Source organism: Streptomyces sp. AC627_RSS907 (genome assembly GCF_019049165.1).
The window spans coordinates 164,934-179,671 of the sequence record NZ_JAGMUE010000030.1; the positions used below are offsets into that span (position 1 = coordinate 164,934).

14 protein-coding genes are annotated in these 14,738 nt (G+C 73.8%); 9 read left to right on the forward strand and 5 right to left on the reverse strand.

Annotated features, from left to right (window positions below; translation table 11 throughout):
* Positions 1-99 precede the first annotated feature (99 nt).
* From KUM32_RS09150 to KUM32_RS09160, 3 genes are all read left to right on the forward strand, one after another.
* Complete coding sequence (locus KUM32_RS09150; RefSeq protein WP_217141303.1) at positions 100-804, forward strand: hemolysin III family protein; 705 nt, start codon at positions 100-102, stop codon at positions 802-804.
* A 79-nt stretch (positions 805-883) separates the two neighbouring features.
* Positions 884-1,615: a Mut7-C ubiquitin/RNAse domain-containing protein gene (locus tag KUM32_RS09155; RefSeq protein ID WP_217141304.1), complete on the forward strand. Its 732-nt coding sequence runs from the start codon at positions 884-886 to the stop codon at positions 1,613-1,615.
* Between the two features lie 48 nt (positions 1,616-1,663).
* Positions 1,664-2,014, forward strand: coding sequence for a hypothetical protein (locus KUM32_RS09160; protein ID WP_217141305.1), 351 nt, complete (start codon positions 1,664-1,666; stop codon positions 2,012-2,014).
* A gap of 118 nt (positions 2,015-2,132) precedes the next feature.
* On the opposite strand, the gene KUM32_RS09165 is transcribed toward KUM32_RS09160, so the two are convergent.
* The gene (locus KUM32_RS09165) at positions 2,133-4,163 is read right to left on the reverse strand and encodes a thioredoxin domain-containing protein (protein ID WP_217141306.1); all 2,031 of its coding nucleotides are present in this window, start codon (positions 4,161-4,163) and stop codon (positions 2,133-2,135) included.
* Positions 4,164-4,700: 537 nt separating this feature from the next.
* On the opposite strand from KUM32_RS09165, the gene KUM32_RS09170 reads away from it, so the two are divergent.
* Positions 4,701-7,910 (forward strand): tetratricopeptide repeat protein, encoded by a 3,210-nt coding sequence (locus KUM32_RS09170; protein ID WP_217141307.1) that lies wholly within the window; start codon positions 4,701-4,703, stop codon positions 7,908-7,910.
* Positions 7,911-8,036: 126 nt separating this feature from the next.
* Here KUM32_RS09170 and KUM32_RS09175 read toward each other — a convergent pair whose 3' ends face one another.
* Both KUM32_RS09175 and mca read right to left on the reverse strand, forming a co-directional pair.
* The gene (locus tag KUM32_RS09175) at positions 8,037-8,279 is read right to left on the reverse strand and encodes a hypothetical protein (RefSeq protein WP_217141308.1); all 243 of its coding nucleotides are present in this window, start codon (positions 8,277-8,279) and stop codon (positions 8,037-8,039) included.
* Positions 8,272-9,153 carry a mycothiol conjugate amidase Mca gene (mca, locus tag KUM32_RS09180; RefSeq protein ID WP_217141309.1) on the reverse strand — a complete coding sequence of 294 codons (882 nt, stop codon included), beginning with the start codon at positions 9,151-9,153 and terminating at the stop codon, positions 8,272-8,274. The genes KUM32_RS09175 and mca overlap by 8 nt, the downstream gene beginning before the upstream one ends.
* 215 nt (positions 9,154-9,368) lie before the next feature.
* Between mca and KUM32_RS09185 the strand changes: the two genes are divergently transcribed.
* Entirely contained in the window at positions 9,369-9,767 is a 399-nt protein-coding gene (locus KUM32_RS09185) for a DUF4307 domain-containing protein (protein ID WP_217141310.1), read from the forward strand.
* Between the two features lie 206 nt (positions 9,768-9,973).
* Complete coding sequence (gene greA, locus KUM32_RS09190; protein ID WP_217141311.1) at positions 9,974-10,471, forward strand: transcription elongation factor GreA; 498 nt, start codon at positions 9,974-9,976, stop codon at positions 10,469-10,471.
* Positions 10,472-10,592: 121 nt separating this feature from the next.
* Here the strand turns inward: greA and ilvA are convergent, their stop codons facing one another.
* Positions 10,593-11,822, reverse strand: a complete 1,230-nt coding sequence (gene ilvA, locus KUM32_RS09195) for a threonine ammonia-lyase (protein WP_217141312.1) — start codon at positions 11,820-11,822, stop codon at positions 10,593-10,595.
* 163 nt (positions 11,823-11,985) lie between these two features.
* On the opposite strand from ilvA, the gene KUM32_RS09200 reads away from it, so the two are divergent.
* The 3 genes from KUM32_RS09200 to KUM32_RS09210 all read left to right on the forward strand — a co-directional run bounded on the left by KUM32_RS09200 (position 11,986) and on the right by KUM32_RS09210 (position 13,512).
* Positions 11,986-12,492 carry a MarR family winged helix-turn-helix transcriptional regulator gene (locus KUM32_RS09200; RefSeq protein ID WP_217141313.1) on the forward strand — a complete coding sequence of 169 codons (507 nt, stop codon included), beginning with the start codon at positions 11,986-11,988 and terminating at the stop codon, positions 12,490-12,492.
* 131 nt (positions 12,493-12,623) lie between these two features.
* Entirely contained in the window at positions 12,624-13,130 is a 507-nt protein-coding gene (locus KUM32_RS09205; protein ID WP_217141314.1) for a sigma factor-like helix-turn-helix DNA-binding protein, read from the forward strand.
* A 124-nt stretch (positions 13,131-13,254) separates the two neighbouring features.
* On the forward strand, positions 13,255-13,512 hold the full coding sequence (locus tag KUM32_RS09210) for a hypothetical protein (RefSeq protein WP_217141315.1): 258 nt from the start codon (positions 13,255-13,257) through the stop codon (positions 13,510-13,512).
* A 10-nt stretch (positions 13,513-13,522) separates the two neighbouring features.
* On the opposite strand, the gene KUM32_RS09215 is transcribed toward KUM32_RS09210, so the two are convergent.
* Entirely contained in the window at positions 13,523-14,677 is a 1,155-nt protein-coding gene (locus tag KUM32_RS09215) for a cystathionine gamma-synthase (protein ID WP_217141316.1), read from the reverse strand.
* Between the last annotated feature and the right edge of the window lie 61 nt (positions 14,678-14,738).

Consider the following 14,738-nt stretch of genomic DNA (forward strand, 5'->3'; position numbering starts at 1 on the left):
GGGGTGCACGGCCGGGTACCCCGTGAGACGATGACCACTCACCGGCCACCAACGCCCGTACTGATGCGTAACTTACGGTCCCGTAGGTACGATGCGCGCATGACTGCGTCTGCCTCCGACGCGCCCAGGGACACGCCGGCCGCCGGCCGCGGTCCCGTAGCGCTCTCCTTGCCGCATCCGGTCAAGCCCAAGCTGCGCGGCTGGCTCCACCTCGGTATGTTCCCGGCCGTGCTCGTCGCGGGCCTGGTGCTCACCGCCCTGGCCGAGACACCGGAAGGGCGCATCGCCTGCGGCGTCTACGTCCTGACGGCCTGCCTGCTCTTCGGCGTCAGCGCGCTCTACCACCGGGGCAACTGGAGCCCGCGCATGGACGGCGTCCTGCGCCGCCTCGACCACGCCAACATCTTCCTGATCATCGCGGGCACCTACACCCCGCTCACGATGCTCCTCCTGCCGGGGGCCAAGGGCCAGTGGCTGCTGTGGGGCATCTGGGCCGCCGCCGCCGCGGGCATCGTCTTCCGCGTCTTCTGGGTCGGCGCGCCGCGCTGGCTCTACACCCCCTGCTACCTCGCCATGGGCTGGGCGGCCGTCTTCTACCTCCCCGAGTTCATGCGGGCCGGCGGCATCGCCGTCCTCGTCCTGGTGATCGTGGGCGGCGTGCTCTACAGCGCGGGCGGCGTGATCTACGGCATCAAGCGGCCCAACCCCTCACCGCGCTGGTTCGGCTTCCACGAGGTCTTCCACTCCTTCACCCTGGCGGCCTTCATCGCGCACTACGTCGGGATCTCGCTGGTCGCCTACTGACCGAGGACGCCATGGAGCACGGTCTGCCCACCCCGCAAAAGGCGGAGGCCACGCCCGTGCCCCATGGCATTCTGACCAGGTGAACGGTCCCGAGATCCACGTCGAATTCGCCCCCGAACTCCACCTGTTCGTCCCGCAGGCCCGCCGCACCGGCGCCGCCCGCGCGGCCACCGACGGCGTCTCCACGCTCGGCCACGTCGTCGAGTCCCTCGGCGTCCCGCTGACCGAGGTCGGCACGCTCCTCGTGGACGGCCGCGAGGTACCGCCCGGACACGTCCCGGCCGGCGGCGAGTCGGTGAGCGTACGGGCCGTCGAACACCCGCAGCAGGTCCCGGGCGCCCCGCTGCGCTTCCTGCTCGACGTGCATCTCGGCACGCTCGCCCGCCGGTTGCGGCTGCTCGGAGTGGACACGGCGTACGAGTCGACGGACCTCGGCGACCCGGCGCTCGCCGCGCTGTCGGCGGCCGAGAAACGGGTCATGCTCAGCCGCGACCGCGGCCTGCTGCGCCGCCGCGAACTGTGGGCCGGCGCCTACGTCTACAGCACGCGCCCGGACGAGCAACTGCACGACGTCCTGGACCGGTTCCGGCCCGAGCTGCGCCCGTGGACCCGGTGCACCGCCTGCAACGGACTGCTGCGGGCGGCCACCAAGGAGGAGGTCGCGGACCAGCTCAAGGGCGGGACCGAGCGGTCGTACGACGTGTTCGCGCAGTGCCGCGCCTGCGGGCGCGCGTACTGGAAGGGCGCGCACCACGAGCAGTTGGAGGCCATCGTGGCGCGGGCGGTGAGCCGGGGTACTCAGGACGGTTGAGTACCCGGGCGGTCCCCGCGGGCCGGCCCGCGCGGTGTGATGGGCGCCGTGAACACCCTGTCCCGGCCCACCGCACCGCGGGCCACCCCGCCGCATCCTGCCGCCCGCGCCCTGACCGGATGGTCCGTGGCCGGACTCGTCCTCCTCCTGCCGACCGTCGTCGTCGCGTGGCTGACCGTGCTCGCCACCGAACGCGGCGGCCGCTGCCTGACCTACGGCGAGCAGTGCTCGACCGTACCGGGGGACGCCCTGTGGGGCTGTTTCTGGGCCGCGGCCGTCCTGGGCGTCCTGGCGACGGCGTGGCCCCGTACCCGGTGGACCCCCGCCCGGTACGGGGCCGTCGCCCTGCAGTGGGGCGCCCAGCTCACGCTGGGCGCGCTGATCCTCAGCGGCGCCTGAGGACCGGTGTGCGCGTCGGCGGGACACCTCCCGGCGTACGGCCGGCCGCCGGTGCCGGCGGTACGGCAGGCCGTACCGCCGGCGGTCTCACGTTCGGGATGCTTCCGGCCCCGCCGTTTCAGCTGTTCAGAGCGGCCCGCAGGCGCTCAGGTCCGGTCGTCGGCGCGTCGCAGGTGAAGTTGCGGCAGACGTACGCGGCCGGCGCCCCGCCCACCAGCGGACGGTCGGCGAGCAGCGGGAACTCGTCGCTCCCCTCGACCCCGAAGGCGACGACCGCGCCGGGCGCCGTCCCCAGAAGCGCCGTGCGGTGCAGGCCCTTGGCGGCGCCGTCATCCGGCGTGGGCCCGACGACGGCGACTTCCCGCGGGCCGTCGAGCAGCGCCTCGGCGGCGGCGAGCCCCCAGCCGATGAAGCGCGGCACCCTCGGGCCGAGCGCCTTCACCACGCCGAGGGCGTGCTCGGCGGCGGTGCGGTGCGGCTCGGAGCCGGTGTGGGCGGCGTAGGACAGCAGGGCGTTCGCGGCGGCGGTCCAGCCGGACGGGGTGGCGTTGTCGGTGGGGTCCTGCGGGCGGCGGATGAGCTTCTCGGCGTCGTCGGCGGTGTCGTAGAGGGAGCCGGAGTCGTCGGTGAAGCGGGTCAGGACGTGGTCGAGCAGCAGCCCCGCGAAGTCCAGCCAGACGCCCTCCCCGGTGACCGACGCGAGCGCGAGGAAGCCCTCCGCCACGTCGGCGTAGTCCTCCAGCACCCCGGCGTTGGCGCCGGCCCGTCCGTCCCTGCTGGTGCGGGAGAGCCGGGCCTGCTCGTCGAGGTGCAGCCGCACCAGCAGGTCGGCGGCGGCGACGGCGGCCTCCACCAGGTCGGGGCGCTCGAAGTAGGCGCCCGTCTCGGCGAGGGCGGCGATCACCAGGCCGTTCCAGGCGGCGACCACCTTGTCGTCCCGGCCGGGGGCGGGACGCCCGTCCCGCGCGGCCAGCAGCCGCTCCCTGACCGAGGCGATCCGCCCGGCGTCGAAGACGCCTTCCTGCTGCGGCAGTTGCAGTACGGAGGAACCGTGCTCGAAGGTGCCCTCCCGGGTCACCCCGAAGTACCGCGCGGCGAGTTCCGCGTCGTCGGCGCCGAGGACCTCGGTGAGCTGCGCCGGCGTCCACACGTAGTACGCGCCCTCGACGTGCCGGCCCGTCCCGTCGTCGCTGTCGGCGTCCAGCGCGGAGGCGAAGCCGCCCTCGGCGGTGCGCAGTTCACGCACCATGAAGTCGGCGGTCTCCAGCGCGACACGGCGGGCCGACTCGGACCCGGTGGCACGCCACAGGTGGGCGTAGACCCGGCACAGAAGGGCATTGTCGTACAGCATCTTCTCGAAGTGGGGCACGACCCACTCCCGGTCGACGGAGTACCGCGCGAAGCCGCCGCCGAGCTGGTCGTAGATGCCGCCGCGCGCCATCCGCTCACAGGTGTCGCGGGCCATCTCCAGCGCGCCCTCGGCGCCGGTGCGCGCGTGGTGGCGCAGCAGGAACTCGATCACCATCGACGGCGGGAACTTCGGTGCCCCGCCGAACCCGCCCCGCTGCGGGTCGTACTCCCGGGTCAGCCCGAGCAGCGCCTGCCCGAGCTCGGCCTCCCCGGGCAGCCGTGCGTCGCCGTAGGAGATCTCCCGCCCGGCGAGGTCCCGCACGATCTTCCCCGCGACCTCGGTGACCTCGCCCCGCCGGTCCGCCCACGCCTGCTGGACGCCCTGGAGCACCTGCCGGAAGGAGGGCATGCCGTGCCGGGGCTCGGGCGGGTAGTACGTGCCGAAGTAGAAGGGCTCCGCGTCCGGCGTGAGGAACACGGTCATGGGCCAGCCACCCTGCCCGGTCGCCGCCTGCACCGCCTCCATGTAGACGGCGTCGACGTCGGGGCGCTCCTCGCGGTCGACCTTGACGCTGACGAAGTGGGAGTTGAGGAACTCGGCCGTCGGGCCGTCCTCGAACGACTCGTGTGCCATGACGTGACACCAGTGGCAGGCGCTGTACCCCACGCTCAGCAGAACGGGGACGTCCCGTCGGCGGGCCTCCTCGAACGCGGCGGGCTCCCACGGCCACCAGTCCACGGGGTTGTCCGCGTGCTGGAGGAGGTACGGAGACGTGGCGTGCGCGAGTCGGTTGGACATACCCCCATCCTCGCGCACCCACGGAGCCCTCCGCGCGTGCGCCACGGCCGGGCACGGGGCCGGTGTCCGCACCGTCGGCGGGCGGACGGCTCCCGGGCGCCGGTCGGGCGCTCCGTCGTACCGCGTCCCCGGGTGTCGGCCCGTGCGGCTCACCCGCCGTCCGCGAGCAGGCCGGTGTGAGACGCGTGGAAGCGCCGCACACCGGCCCGGAGGAGGGCGGGAGCGGCGGTCCGTACCCGGCGGAGCACCGCGCGCGGTGACACGGCCCGCCCCACGGCCTACCGGAGCCGAGGCCCGGTCGGCAGCGCCTGCACCGCCGCGGTCCCGGACGGCGGCGTCGGGAACAGCGGGAGCCGAGGCGGTCGGCACGTCACTCCGCCGGCGTCGCGCTTCCCGCAGACCCCTCCCCAGGGTCTCCCCCCTCGGGCGACACTTGACCGACGCTCAACCGGGGAAGGACCCGGGGACGGGCCGGGAGAGCCCCAGCGAGGTCTGGGGACACCCGGGGGATACCGATGCCGCCGGAGGGGGCGCGACATGCGGGACAGTCATCGGGCGGAGGCCGAACGGCTGCTGACGCGGGCCGTGGAGGAGGAGGTACGGCGCTCCGGCGGACGTACCGACGGGAACGTACTGCTGTCCAGGGCGCGCGGCGCGCTGGACGCGATGGCGGGGACGGCCGCCGAGGAGTACGACGCCTACACCCGTGCCCTGGACGAGGCGGCGGCCGGTCAGCTCACCTTCCGCCAGCGGTACGCCCGCGAGGGCGCCGGTACCCCCCTGCTGGTGGCCGCCGTCGCGGCGGTCGCCGCGGCGGTGGCCGACATGGCGCTCGGCACCGGCACGGGCACCGCGGTGGGAGCGGGGGTGACCGTCGGGGTCGTCGGCGCCGCCGCGACCGTGGTGAAGGTGGTCGGGTCCCACGTACCGGCGGCCCACCACCGAGCCGGGGCCGTCAGCCAGCCCGGTGGGCCCGAGCAGCTGCGGTTGCAGTGGCTGACGGCGCTGGAGGTGCGGGGCATCCGGCCGTTCCTGGACCAGCAGCGGATGCTCGCCGCGTCCACCGGGCCGGCCAAGACCGGGCCGAAGCTGCGGGGGGCCGACAAGAGCGCGGCGGCCCGGGGGCGCAGCGCTCTGGAGCAGTCGTTCGGGCAGCTGCCGGAGCCGGTGGGCGTGTTCGCGGGCCGGCGGCGGGAGATGGCGCGGCTGCGGCAGTGGGTGCAGGCGGCCCGCGCGAGCACGGAGACCAAGCCGACGGTGGTGGTGCTGCACGGGGCGCCCGGCAGCGGCCGTACGGCCCTCGCCGTACGGGCCGCCCACGAACTGCGGGACTACTTCCGCGGGGCGTGCATCGTCGATCTGCGCGGCGACAGCCCCTCGTCGACGGGCGAGTCGCCGCTGAGCACCCGGGACGCCCTGCTGCATCTGCTGAACCGGCTCGGGGCGCCCCGCGAGCAGCTGCTGTTCCGTGAGCGCTCCTCGGCGGACCAGCAGGTCAAGCGGCTCAGCGAGCTCTACCGCCAGCATCTGACGGGCGTGCCGGTCACGGTGGTCCTGGACGACGCCTCGGACGCCGAGCAGGTGCGCACGCTGGTGCCGGAGCGGTCGGACAGCCTGGTGCTGGTCACCGCGCGGGAGGCTCTGCGGCTGCCGGCCGACCTGCCCGCGCGGGTGCACCACCTGCCGGTCGAGGCGCTGGACGCGGCGGGCGCGGAGGAGTTGCTGGGGGCCGCCGCGCAGGACGCGTCGGGGCCCTACGACGCCGAGTCCGCCGACCGGATCCGGCATTTGTGCGGGGGGCTGCCGCTGGCGCTGCGCATCGCGGGCTCGTCGCTGGGTCCGCGTTCGCCCCGCGCCCTGGCGAGCGATCTGGGCGCCTACGGGCCGGTGGAGCCGGTCGAGCGGGCGCTGTGGCTGCGCTACACCGACCAGCCGGAGCCGGCCCGGCGGCTGCTGCGCCGGCTGGCGCTGGCCGGGCGCACCTCGCTGGGTGCCCCCGCCGCCGCCGCGCTGCTGGCCACGGACGAGACGGAGGCGGTCCGGCAGCTGACGGCGCTGTCGCGGGCGGGCCTGATCGACACCGTCCGGGGCAGCCGCTACCGGTTGCACGACGTGGTGCGGGCCTTCGCCCGGGCCCGGCTCGCCGACGAGGAGGAGCCGGGCGAGCGGTCGGCGGCGCAGGAGCGGCTGATCGCCAACTACGCCGAGCTGGCCGACTCGGTGCTGCGCCTGGTCGACGGCAACATGTCGACCCGCTCGGACCGGTTCGGGCAGTACGGCTTCACCTCCCTGGACGAGGCGCTGCGCTGGCTGGACGACGAGTCGAGCTTCATCACGGCGGCGCTGAGGCACGCGGAGGGTGTCGACCAGGGCACGGTGCTGAACCTGCTGGGGGCGCTGTGCGACTACTGCCTGCTGCGCGGTGACCTGTACCGGCTGGGCGAGATCAGCGAGCTGGCGCAGTCCGTGGACCAGGGGCTGCTGGTGCGTTCGGTGCAGTGGCGCACCGGTATCGCGGCCCGGCAGCTCGGCGAGCTGGACAAGGCGCGGACGACGCTCACCTCCGTGGTCGACCTGTACCGGGAGGCCCACCACGACGCGGGGGCGGCCCGTGCGCTGTGCTCGCTGGGCATCACGCTGCACCACCAGGGCAACCTGACCGAGGCGGCGGCGAAGCTGCGGGAGGCGCGGGAGCTCCAGGCCGTGCCCGAGCTGGCCACGGACCGGGCGTGGACGCTGCACGCGCTGGCGGCGGTGCAGCGGGACCGGGCGCGGCTCGCGGAGGCCATGGACCTGCTCACCGAGTCACTGGTGCTGCACCGCGCGGGCGAGTCGGTGCACGGCCAGGCGTGGGCCCACTTCCAGCTCGGCCAGCTGCGGCTGCGCATGGGGGACGTACCGCGGGCCGAGGCGGATCTGCGGGAGGCCCTGGAGTTGTACGGCCGCACCCAGGACGCCCGCGGCGAGGCCTGGGCGCTGACCCAGCTGGCGCGGGCCCGGCTGGTGGACGGGGACGTGTCCGCGGCGGTGGAGGGGCTGCGGCGGGCGGCGGCCCGGCACCGGGAGAACGAGGACGCGCGCGGCAAGGCGTGGAGCATCTACTACCTGGGCCAGGCGCTGGAGGAGACGGGCGCCCTGGACCAGTCGGTGCGCGCGCTGGAACGCTCCCGCACGATGTTCTCGCGGATGCGGGACGCGTACGGCCTGGCCTGCGCCCGGCACCATTCGGCGCGCGTGACCCGCGACCAGCGCGCCGTCCAGACCGGCTCGCTGCGGAACTCCGGTTTCGCCCGGCAGCTCCTGGTGGACGCCCGCGCCGACTTCCAGCGCATCGGCGTCGGTCACGGCGAGGCGTGGACCTGCCTGGAGCTGGCGGTGGTGGACGCGGGCAACGCCCGTACGCCGCAGGCGCTGGCCCTGTGCGACGAGGCGGCGGCGCTGTTCTCCGCGTACGGCGACCTGCGGGGCGAGGACTGGGCCCGTTTCCTGCGCTGCACACTGCTGCCGTACGCCGCCCCCGGTGGCGTGGAGGTCGGTACGGCGGTGGCGCAGGAGGAGCTGGCCCAGCTGGCCCGGGCCCGCCATCCGGCACGGGACGCGAAGCTGGACGACTACGTGGAGGCGTACCAGCTCCTCCTGGAGCGGGGCGTCCAGCTGGAGGCGGGCTGGCAGGCCTGGCGCCTCGGCATGGTCCCGAACCGCCAGGCACGCGAGGTGATGGGCGTGGCGGTCACGGCCCGGCACTGAGCCCGCCGCCGCGGGCGGCCACGGCCGCGGGCCGGCGCACGTCGCCGCGGGCGGCCGGGCCTCCGCCGGTGCCTGAACGGCCCCGGGAGGTACCCCCGCCCCTGGCCGGCCCGCTCCCGACAGGCCCTATCCCCGCTGCGGCTCCACCCGGCCGCCGCCGGGGGCGTCCGCCTCCGTGTCCGGAGCCTCCTTGAAGTCGACCTTGCCCATGTGCCGGCTCATGGACCGCATCAGACCCCACACCGCCAGGGCCATCACCGCGAACACGACGAAACCGAGGACACCGGGGGTGACCTTGTCCTCGTCGAGTTCGGCGAGAGTGACGAGGTGCGTCATTGCCAGGCTTGCGCTTGCACTCATGTCAGGCATTGTCCCGGATGCCCGCGAAGAGGTCGTCCTCGGGGAGGGAAGTGTCCACGAGGGACTTGGCGAGCTCGTACTCCTCGGTGGGCCAGACCTCCTTCTGGATCTCCATCGGCACCCGGAACCAGCCCCCGTCGGGGTCGATCTGCGTGGCGTGCGCGATCAGCGCCTTGTCGCGGATCTCGAAGAACTCGGCGCAGGGGACGTGCGTGGTGAGCGTGCGCTCCTTGCGTTCGAACTCCGACCAGCGCTTGAGCCAGTCCCCGTAGGGCGACTCCAGACCGCGCTCCAGCAGCGCGTTGTGCAGCGCCTCGGTGCGGGGGCGGTTGAAGCCCTGGTTGTAGTACACCTTCAGCGGCTGGTACGCCGCCCCGTACTCGGCCTCCGGGTACTTCTCGGTGTCGGCCGCGCCCTCGAAGGCCACCATCGTGATCTTGTGGGTCATGATGTGGTCGGGGTGCGGGTAGCCGCCGTTCTCGTCGTAGGTGGTGATCACCTGCGGCCGGAAGGAGCGGATCTTGCGCACCAGCTCGCCGGCCGCCTTGTCGACGTCCTCCAGGGCGAAGCAGCCCTCCGGCAGCGGCGGCAGCGGGTCGCCCTCGGGCAGGCCGGAGTCGACGAAGCCGAGCCATTCCTGCTTGACGCCGAGGATCTCCCGGGCCTCGTCCATCTCCTTCTTGCGTACCTCGTGGATGTGCTCCTCGATGTACGCGTCGCCCTGGAGCTTGGGGTTGAGGATGGAGCCGCGCTCCCCGCCCGTGCAGGTCACGACCAGCACGTCCACCCCCTCGGACACGTACTTCGCCATGGTGGCCGCGCCCTTGCTCGACTCGTCGTCGGGGTGGGCGTGGACGGCCATCAGTCGCAGCTGGTCAGTCAAGACTCAATCCTCGGTCAGTCGGCGCCCTGTGTGCATCGGCGCGATCCAATAGGTGCCGCCCCGCAGGGGCGTCCGTGAGGGGCGGCGGTCCGGTGGCGGTTCGGAGGCTTCTATAGTGACCGAATCGGGGGGCGAATAATTCCGGAGCCGGGGAAGACCGGGCCCCGGGGCCCCTTCCGGGACGCGCCCGTCCCGCTCCTGCCGAGAGGACGATCATGAGCACGGCGACCACGCGCACGCCCGAGAGCAGGTACGGCCGCTCCTCGGACGAACGGGCGGACCACACGCTCAAGGTCGTCGGAGCGGTGCTCGGCGCCGTCCTGCTCGCGGTGATCGGCTGGTACGGCTACCACTACGTCGGCCAGAACAAGATCAGCGGCGAGCTGATCGGTTTCGAGCTCGCCGAGGACTCGGTGCAGGTGCACCTGGAGGTCCGCAAGGACGCCGGGGTCGCCGGCTACTGCACGGTGCGCTCCCAGGCGGAGGACGGCGGCGAGGTGGGCCGGGCCGACTTCCGCTTCGCCGGGGACGCCACGCGCGTCGACAAGGTCGTCACCCTGCGGACCAAGGCCCCCGGCACGACCGCGGAGCTGCTCGGCTGCCACCCGGAGTGACGGCACCGAGGTGCGCACGAAGGTTCGTCACGGAGGTCCGTCGGTGCGAATCCGCCGCGTGTGACCTGCGGTGACATGAATCTGGTGGCTTATGTCCTCCCTCTTTGGCCACTCAATTGTTAGGCTCGTGGTTTCGCCCTTCCGTGGAGGAACATCCTTCTGGGTAGGGCGTTGATTTGTATTCCCAGTACCGACGAGGAGCACCCGTGACCCAGACCAGCGAGAACGTCACCTGGCTGACCCAGGAGGCGTACAACAAGCTCAAGGAGGAGCTTGCATACCTTACTGGTCCCGCGCGCACCGAGATCTCTGCCAAGATCGCCGCGGCGCGTGAGGAGGGGGACCTGCGCGAGAACGGCGGGTACCACGCGGCGAAGGAGGAGCAGGGCAAGCAGGAGCTCCGCGTGCGCCAGCTGACCCAGCTGCTCGAGAGCGCCAAGGTGGGTGAGGCCCCGGCCGCGGACGGCGCGGTGGCACCCGGCATGGTCGTCACGATCGCCTTCGACGGTGACGAGGACGACACGCTGACCTTCCTGCTGGCCTCGCGCGAGTACGCGAGCTCGGACATCGAGACCTACTCGCCGCAGTCCCCGCTGGGCTCGGGCGTGATGGGCCACAAGGTCGGGGAGATCGCCCAGTACGAGCTGCCCAACGGCAAGCCCGCCTCCGTGAAGATCCTCAAGGCCGAGCCGTACAACGGCTGACCGGCCCGGCCCGGCCCGGCCCACGCGCCCGGCCGTCCGCGTCGACGAACCCCCGGCGTCCTGGTGACGCCGGGGGTTTCGCGTGCCGGCCCCGGGCGCCGGGAAGTCCGGGGGAGGCCGCTCAGCCGATGACGGGGTACCCCGCCTCCCGCAGCGCGCCGCCGACCTCGGCGCAGTGCTCCGGGCCCTTCGTCTCCAGGTGCAGCTCGACCTCCGCCTCCGTGAGCCCGAGCCGCGGATCCGTCCGCACGTGGCTCACGTCGAGGACGTTGGCGTCGACCGCCGACAACACCCCGAGAAGCGTGGCCAGGGCCCCGGGCCGGTCCGTCAGCCGCAGCCGGACCGCCAGGTAGCGGCCCTGCGCGGCCATGCCGTGCCGCAGCACGCCCTGCATCAGCACCGGGTCCACGTTGCCCCCGGACAGCACCGCCACCACCGGCCCCCCGAAGGCGTGCGGCTCGCTCAGCAGCGCCGCCACCGGGCTCGCCCCGGCCGGTTCCACGACCAGCTTGGCCCGCTCCAGGCACAGCAGCAGCGCGGTGGACAGCTCGTCCTCGGAGACCGTACGGACCTCGTCCACCAACGCGCCGACGATCCCGAACGGCACGTCGCCGGGGCGCCCCACCTTGATGCCGTCGGCCATCGTCGCCGGCTTCTCGACGGCCACCGGGCGCCCCGCGGCCAACGACGGCGGATACGCCGCCGCGCCCTCCGCCTGGACGCCCACGATCCGTACCTGCGGCCGCAGCGCCTTCACCGCGACCGCGATCCCGGCCGCCAGCCCTCCCCCGCCGATGCCGACCACGACGGTCCGCACGTCGGGGCACTGCTCCAGGATCTCCAGCCCGACCGTGCCCTGGCCCGCGATGACGTCGGGGTGGTCGAAGGGGTGGATGAACACCGCGCCCGTCCGCTCCGCGTACTCCTGGGCGGCGGCCAGCGTCTCGTCGACCACCTGCCCGTGCAGCCGCACCTCGGCGCCGTACTCCCGGGTCGCGCTGATCTTCGGCAGCGGGGCGCCCTTCGGCATGAACACCGTCGCACGCACTCCGAGCAGCGACGACGCCAGCGCCACGCCCTGCGCGTGGTTGCCCGCGCTCGCCGCGACCACACCGGCGGCCCGCTCCTCGGGCAGCAGCCCGGCGATCCGGACGTAGGCGCCGCGCAGCTTGAACGAGCCCGTCCGCTGGAGGTTCTCGCACTTGAGGTGCACCGGCGCGCCGACCAGCTGGGACAGGTGCCTGCTGCCCTCCATCGCCGTCACCCGCGCGACGCCCGCGAGCATCTTCTGGGCTCCGCGCACGTCGTCGAGGGTGACGGGTCGGACAAGGGCGGCCGTGCTGTAGCTCATACGTCCAGCATCGCAGTTCACGAAGGCCGGGGGCCGTTGTGACCAACCTCCGAGACCGGCTTTGTCCGGCGCCCGTACGCCTCGCCGCCCGGCCGCGTACCCTGTCCCCCAATCAGCAGCCCCTCCACGAAGTGAGCCCCCGGCCATGCCCACAACGCCTGGAATGTCGATGGACATGACGACCGCCGGTGACACCGGTCTTCTCGAGACGCTCCAGCACGAGGTGGCACTCTTCGCCCGTCGTGCCGAACAGACCCGGCTCGGCGGGGTCGGGCAGGTGCGCAACTCCATGGACCGCGCCGCCTATCTGCTGCTCAACCGCCTCGACAAAGAGGGCCCGATGGGCGTCAAGGCGCTCGCCGCGAGCATGGGCATCGACTCCTCGACGGTGACCCGGCAGGTGGCGCCGCTCGTCGACACGGGGCTCGTCAAGCGGACCTCGCACCCCGAGGACGGGCGCGCGGTGGTGCTCCAGCTGTCCCCGCGCGGCGTGTCGCGGCTGGAGGAGGTCCGCTCCTCCCGGCGTCAGCTCATGGCCGAACTGACCCACGACTGGGCGCCGGAGGAGCGCGAGGCGTTCTGCGCGCTCCTCGCGCGCTTCAACGGCGCCCTGTCCGCCCGTATGGCGCCCCAGGGCGTGGCGGGCCCGCAGTCGGCGTCGGCCTCCTGAACGACCTCCCCAGGTTTCCGGCGGCAGATCGCGCCGGACTCTTGACCGGCGGGCGGCCCCTGGCCTGATATGAGAGCTCCAGGGTCGTCCGACGGGACCCGGGGGCCGTCGCCCTCCGGGCGGGAGGCGCGGTGCGAGAACGGCATGCGTCCCGCGGTGCCCGCCGGGCACGCGAGTTCGAGGCGTTCGTCGCGGGTGCGGCGGGGCGGCTGCTGCACGCCGCCACCCTGCTCACGGCCGAGCCGCCGGACGACCATCCGCGCGCGCGGCGCCTGCTGGCCCTCTCCCTCGCCCACACCTACGCGTGCTGGGACCGCCTGCGCGGGGAGGACCCGTACGACCTCGCCCGCCGGTACCTGGTCACCCGTTTCGCCCGCGAGTCCCGGCACCGGTACGGCGGCGGTCTCGGCCGGTCCCGACGGCGCCCCGCCGGACCCCTGGGCGGTCTCGATCCGCAGGAACGCCTGGTCCTGGTGCTGAGGCTCTACGAGGGGGTCGCCGAGGAACAGACGGCGGCCCTGCTGGGCCTGCCCGTCGCCCGCGTCCGGACGCTCTGCGACCGGGCGACGGCCGCCGTGCTGCACCCGTCCGCCGGGCCGGTCCGGCCGGTGACGCAGGCGAAGGCGGCGACGCCATGACGGGCACGGCGACCGGCACGCGCGCGCGGCGGGCCCACAGGACCGCGGAGGCGTTGGTCGCGGCGCAGGCGGCGACCGGCACGCGCGCGCGGCGGGCCCTGTACGCGACGGGGAGGCGGCCCCGGTGAACCGCCTCCAACGAGAGGCCGCCGCGCGGCGGATCATGGAGCAGTCGCCACCGCGGGTGCCGCCCGACCTCTGCGCGGACGCCCTGCGCCGCGGCGGCCGCATGCTGCGGCGCAGGACCGCCGCCCGCCGCCTGATGTGGCTGCTGCTCGGCGCCGCCGCCGTGGCGTTCACGGTCTGGGCGCTCACCGTCCGTCCCTGGGTGGAGCCGCCGTCGGACACGACCCCACCCGTGACGGGCTGGGAGGGCTGGTGAGCCCCCCTGGCTAGCCCAGGGCCTGCTGCAGGTCCGCGAGCAGGTCGTCGACGTTCTCGATGCCGACCGACAGGCGCACCAGGTCGGCGGGCACCTCCAGGGCCGAACCGGCCGCGGAGGCGTGCGTCATGCGGCCCGGGTGCTCGATCAGCGACTCGACGCCGCCCAGGGACTCGCCGAGCGTGAAGACCCGCGCGCGGTTGCAGACCTCGACGGCCGCCTGCTCGCCGCCCTCGACGCGGAACGACACCATGCCGCCGAACGCCTTCATCTGCTTGGCCGCGACCTCGTGCCCGGGGTGCTCCGGCAGCCCCGGGTACAGCACGCTCGTCACGCGCGCGTGCCGGGAGAGCATCTCGGCGACCTTGGTGGCGTTCTCGCTGTGCCGGTCCATGCGCACCGCGAGCGTCTTGGTGCCGCGCAGCACCAGCCAGGAGTCGAAGGGCCCGGCGACCGCGCCCATCGCGTTCTGGTGGAACGCCAGCTCCTCCCCCAGTTCCTGGTCGTCCACGACCAGCGCGCCGCCCACGACGTCCGAGTGGCCGCCCATGTACTTGGTCAGCGAGTGCACGACGACGTCCGCGCCGAGTGCCAGGGGCTGCTGCAGGTACGGCGTGGCGAAGGTGTTGTCGACGACGAGCCGGGCACCGGCGTCGCGGGCGACCTGGGCGACGGCGGCGATGTCGGTGATGCCGAGCAGCGGGTTGGACGGCGTCTCCACCCACACGGCCCTGGTCTTCGGGGTGAGCGCCGCCCGCACGGCTGCGGGGTCGCTCGTGTCCGCCACGGACCACTCCACGCCCCACCGGGTGGCGACCTTGGCGAAGAGCCGGAAGGTGCCGCCGTACGCGTCGTTGGGAATGACCACGTGGTCGCCGGGGCGCAGCAGCGTGCGCAACAGGCAGTCCTCGGCCGCCAGTCCGGACGCGAAGGCGAGGCCGCGACGGCCGCCCTCCAGGGCGGCGAGGTTCTCCTCCAGGGCCGTACGGGTCGGGTTGGCGCTGCGGCTGTACTCGTAGCCGCCGCGCAGGCCGCCGACGCCGTCCTGCTTGTAGGTCGACACCTGATAGATCGGCGGGACGACCGCGCCCGTCAGGGGATCGGCGGTGTTGCCCGCGTGAATCGCGAGCGTCTCGAAGTGCTGACTGATGTGCCTGTCGCTCATGGGCACCGAGGGTAGCCGCGCGGGAGCCCGCGCGCGTTGTCCACAGGGCGCGGCGCAGGTT

What these genes read in the sequence shown, in the direction of transcription:
- KUM32_RS09165 (WP_217141306.1), bottom strand. Translation starts at nt 4,163, where the DNA reads ATGTCCAACCGACTCGCGCACGCCACGTCTCCGTACCTCCTCCAGCAC.
- KUM32_RS09215 (WP_217141316.1), bottom strand. Translation starts at nt 14,677, where the DNA reads ATGAGCGACAGGCACATCAGTCAGCACTTCGAGACGCTCGCGATTCAC.
- KUM32_RS09150 (WP_217141303.1), top strand. Translation starts at nt 100, where the DNA reads ATGACTGCGTCTGCCTCCGACGCGCCCAGGGACACGCCGGCCGCCGGC.
- KUM32_RS09175 (WP_217141308.1), bottom strand. Translation starts at nt 8,279, where the DNA reads ATGCCTGACATGAGTGCAAGCGCAAGCCTGGCAATGACGCACCTCGTC.
- KUM32_RS09200 (WP_217141313.1), top strand. Translation starts at nt 11,986, where the DNA reads ATGTCGATGGACATGACGACCGCCGGTGACACCGGTCTTCTCGAGACG.
- KUM32_RS09185 (WP_217141310.1), top strand. Translation starts at nt 9,369, where the DNA reads ATGAGCACGGCGACCACGCGCACGCCCGAGAGCAGGTACGGCCGCTCC.
- ilvA (WP_217141312.1), bottom strand. Translation starts at nt 11,822, where the DNA reads ATGAGCTACAGCACGGCCGCCCTTGTCCGACCCGTCACCCTCGACGAC.
- KUM32_RS09170 (WP_217141307.1), top strand. Translation starts at nt 4,701, where the DNA reads ATGCGGGACAGTCATCGGGCGGAGGCCGAACGGCTGCTGACGCGGGCC.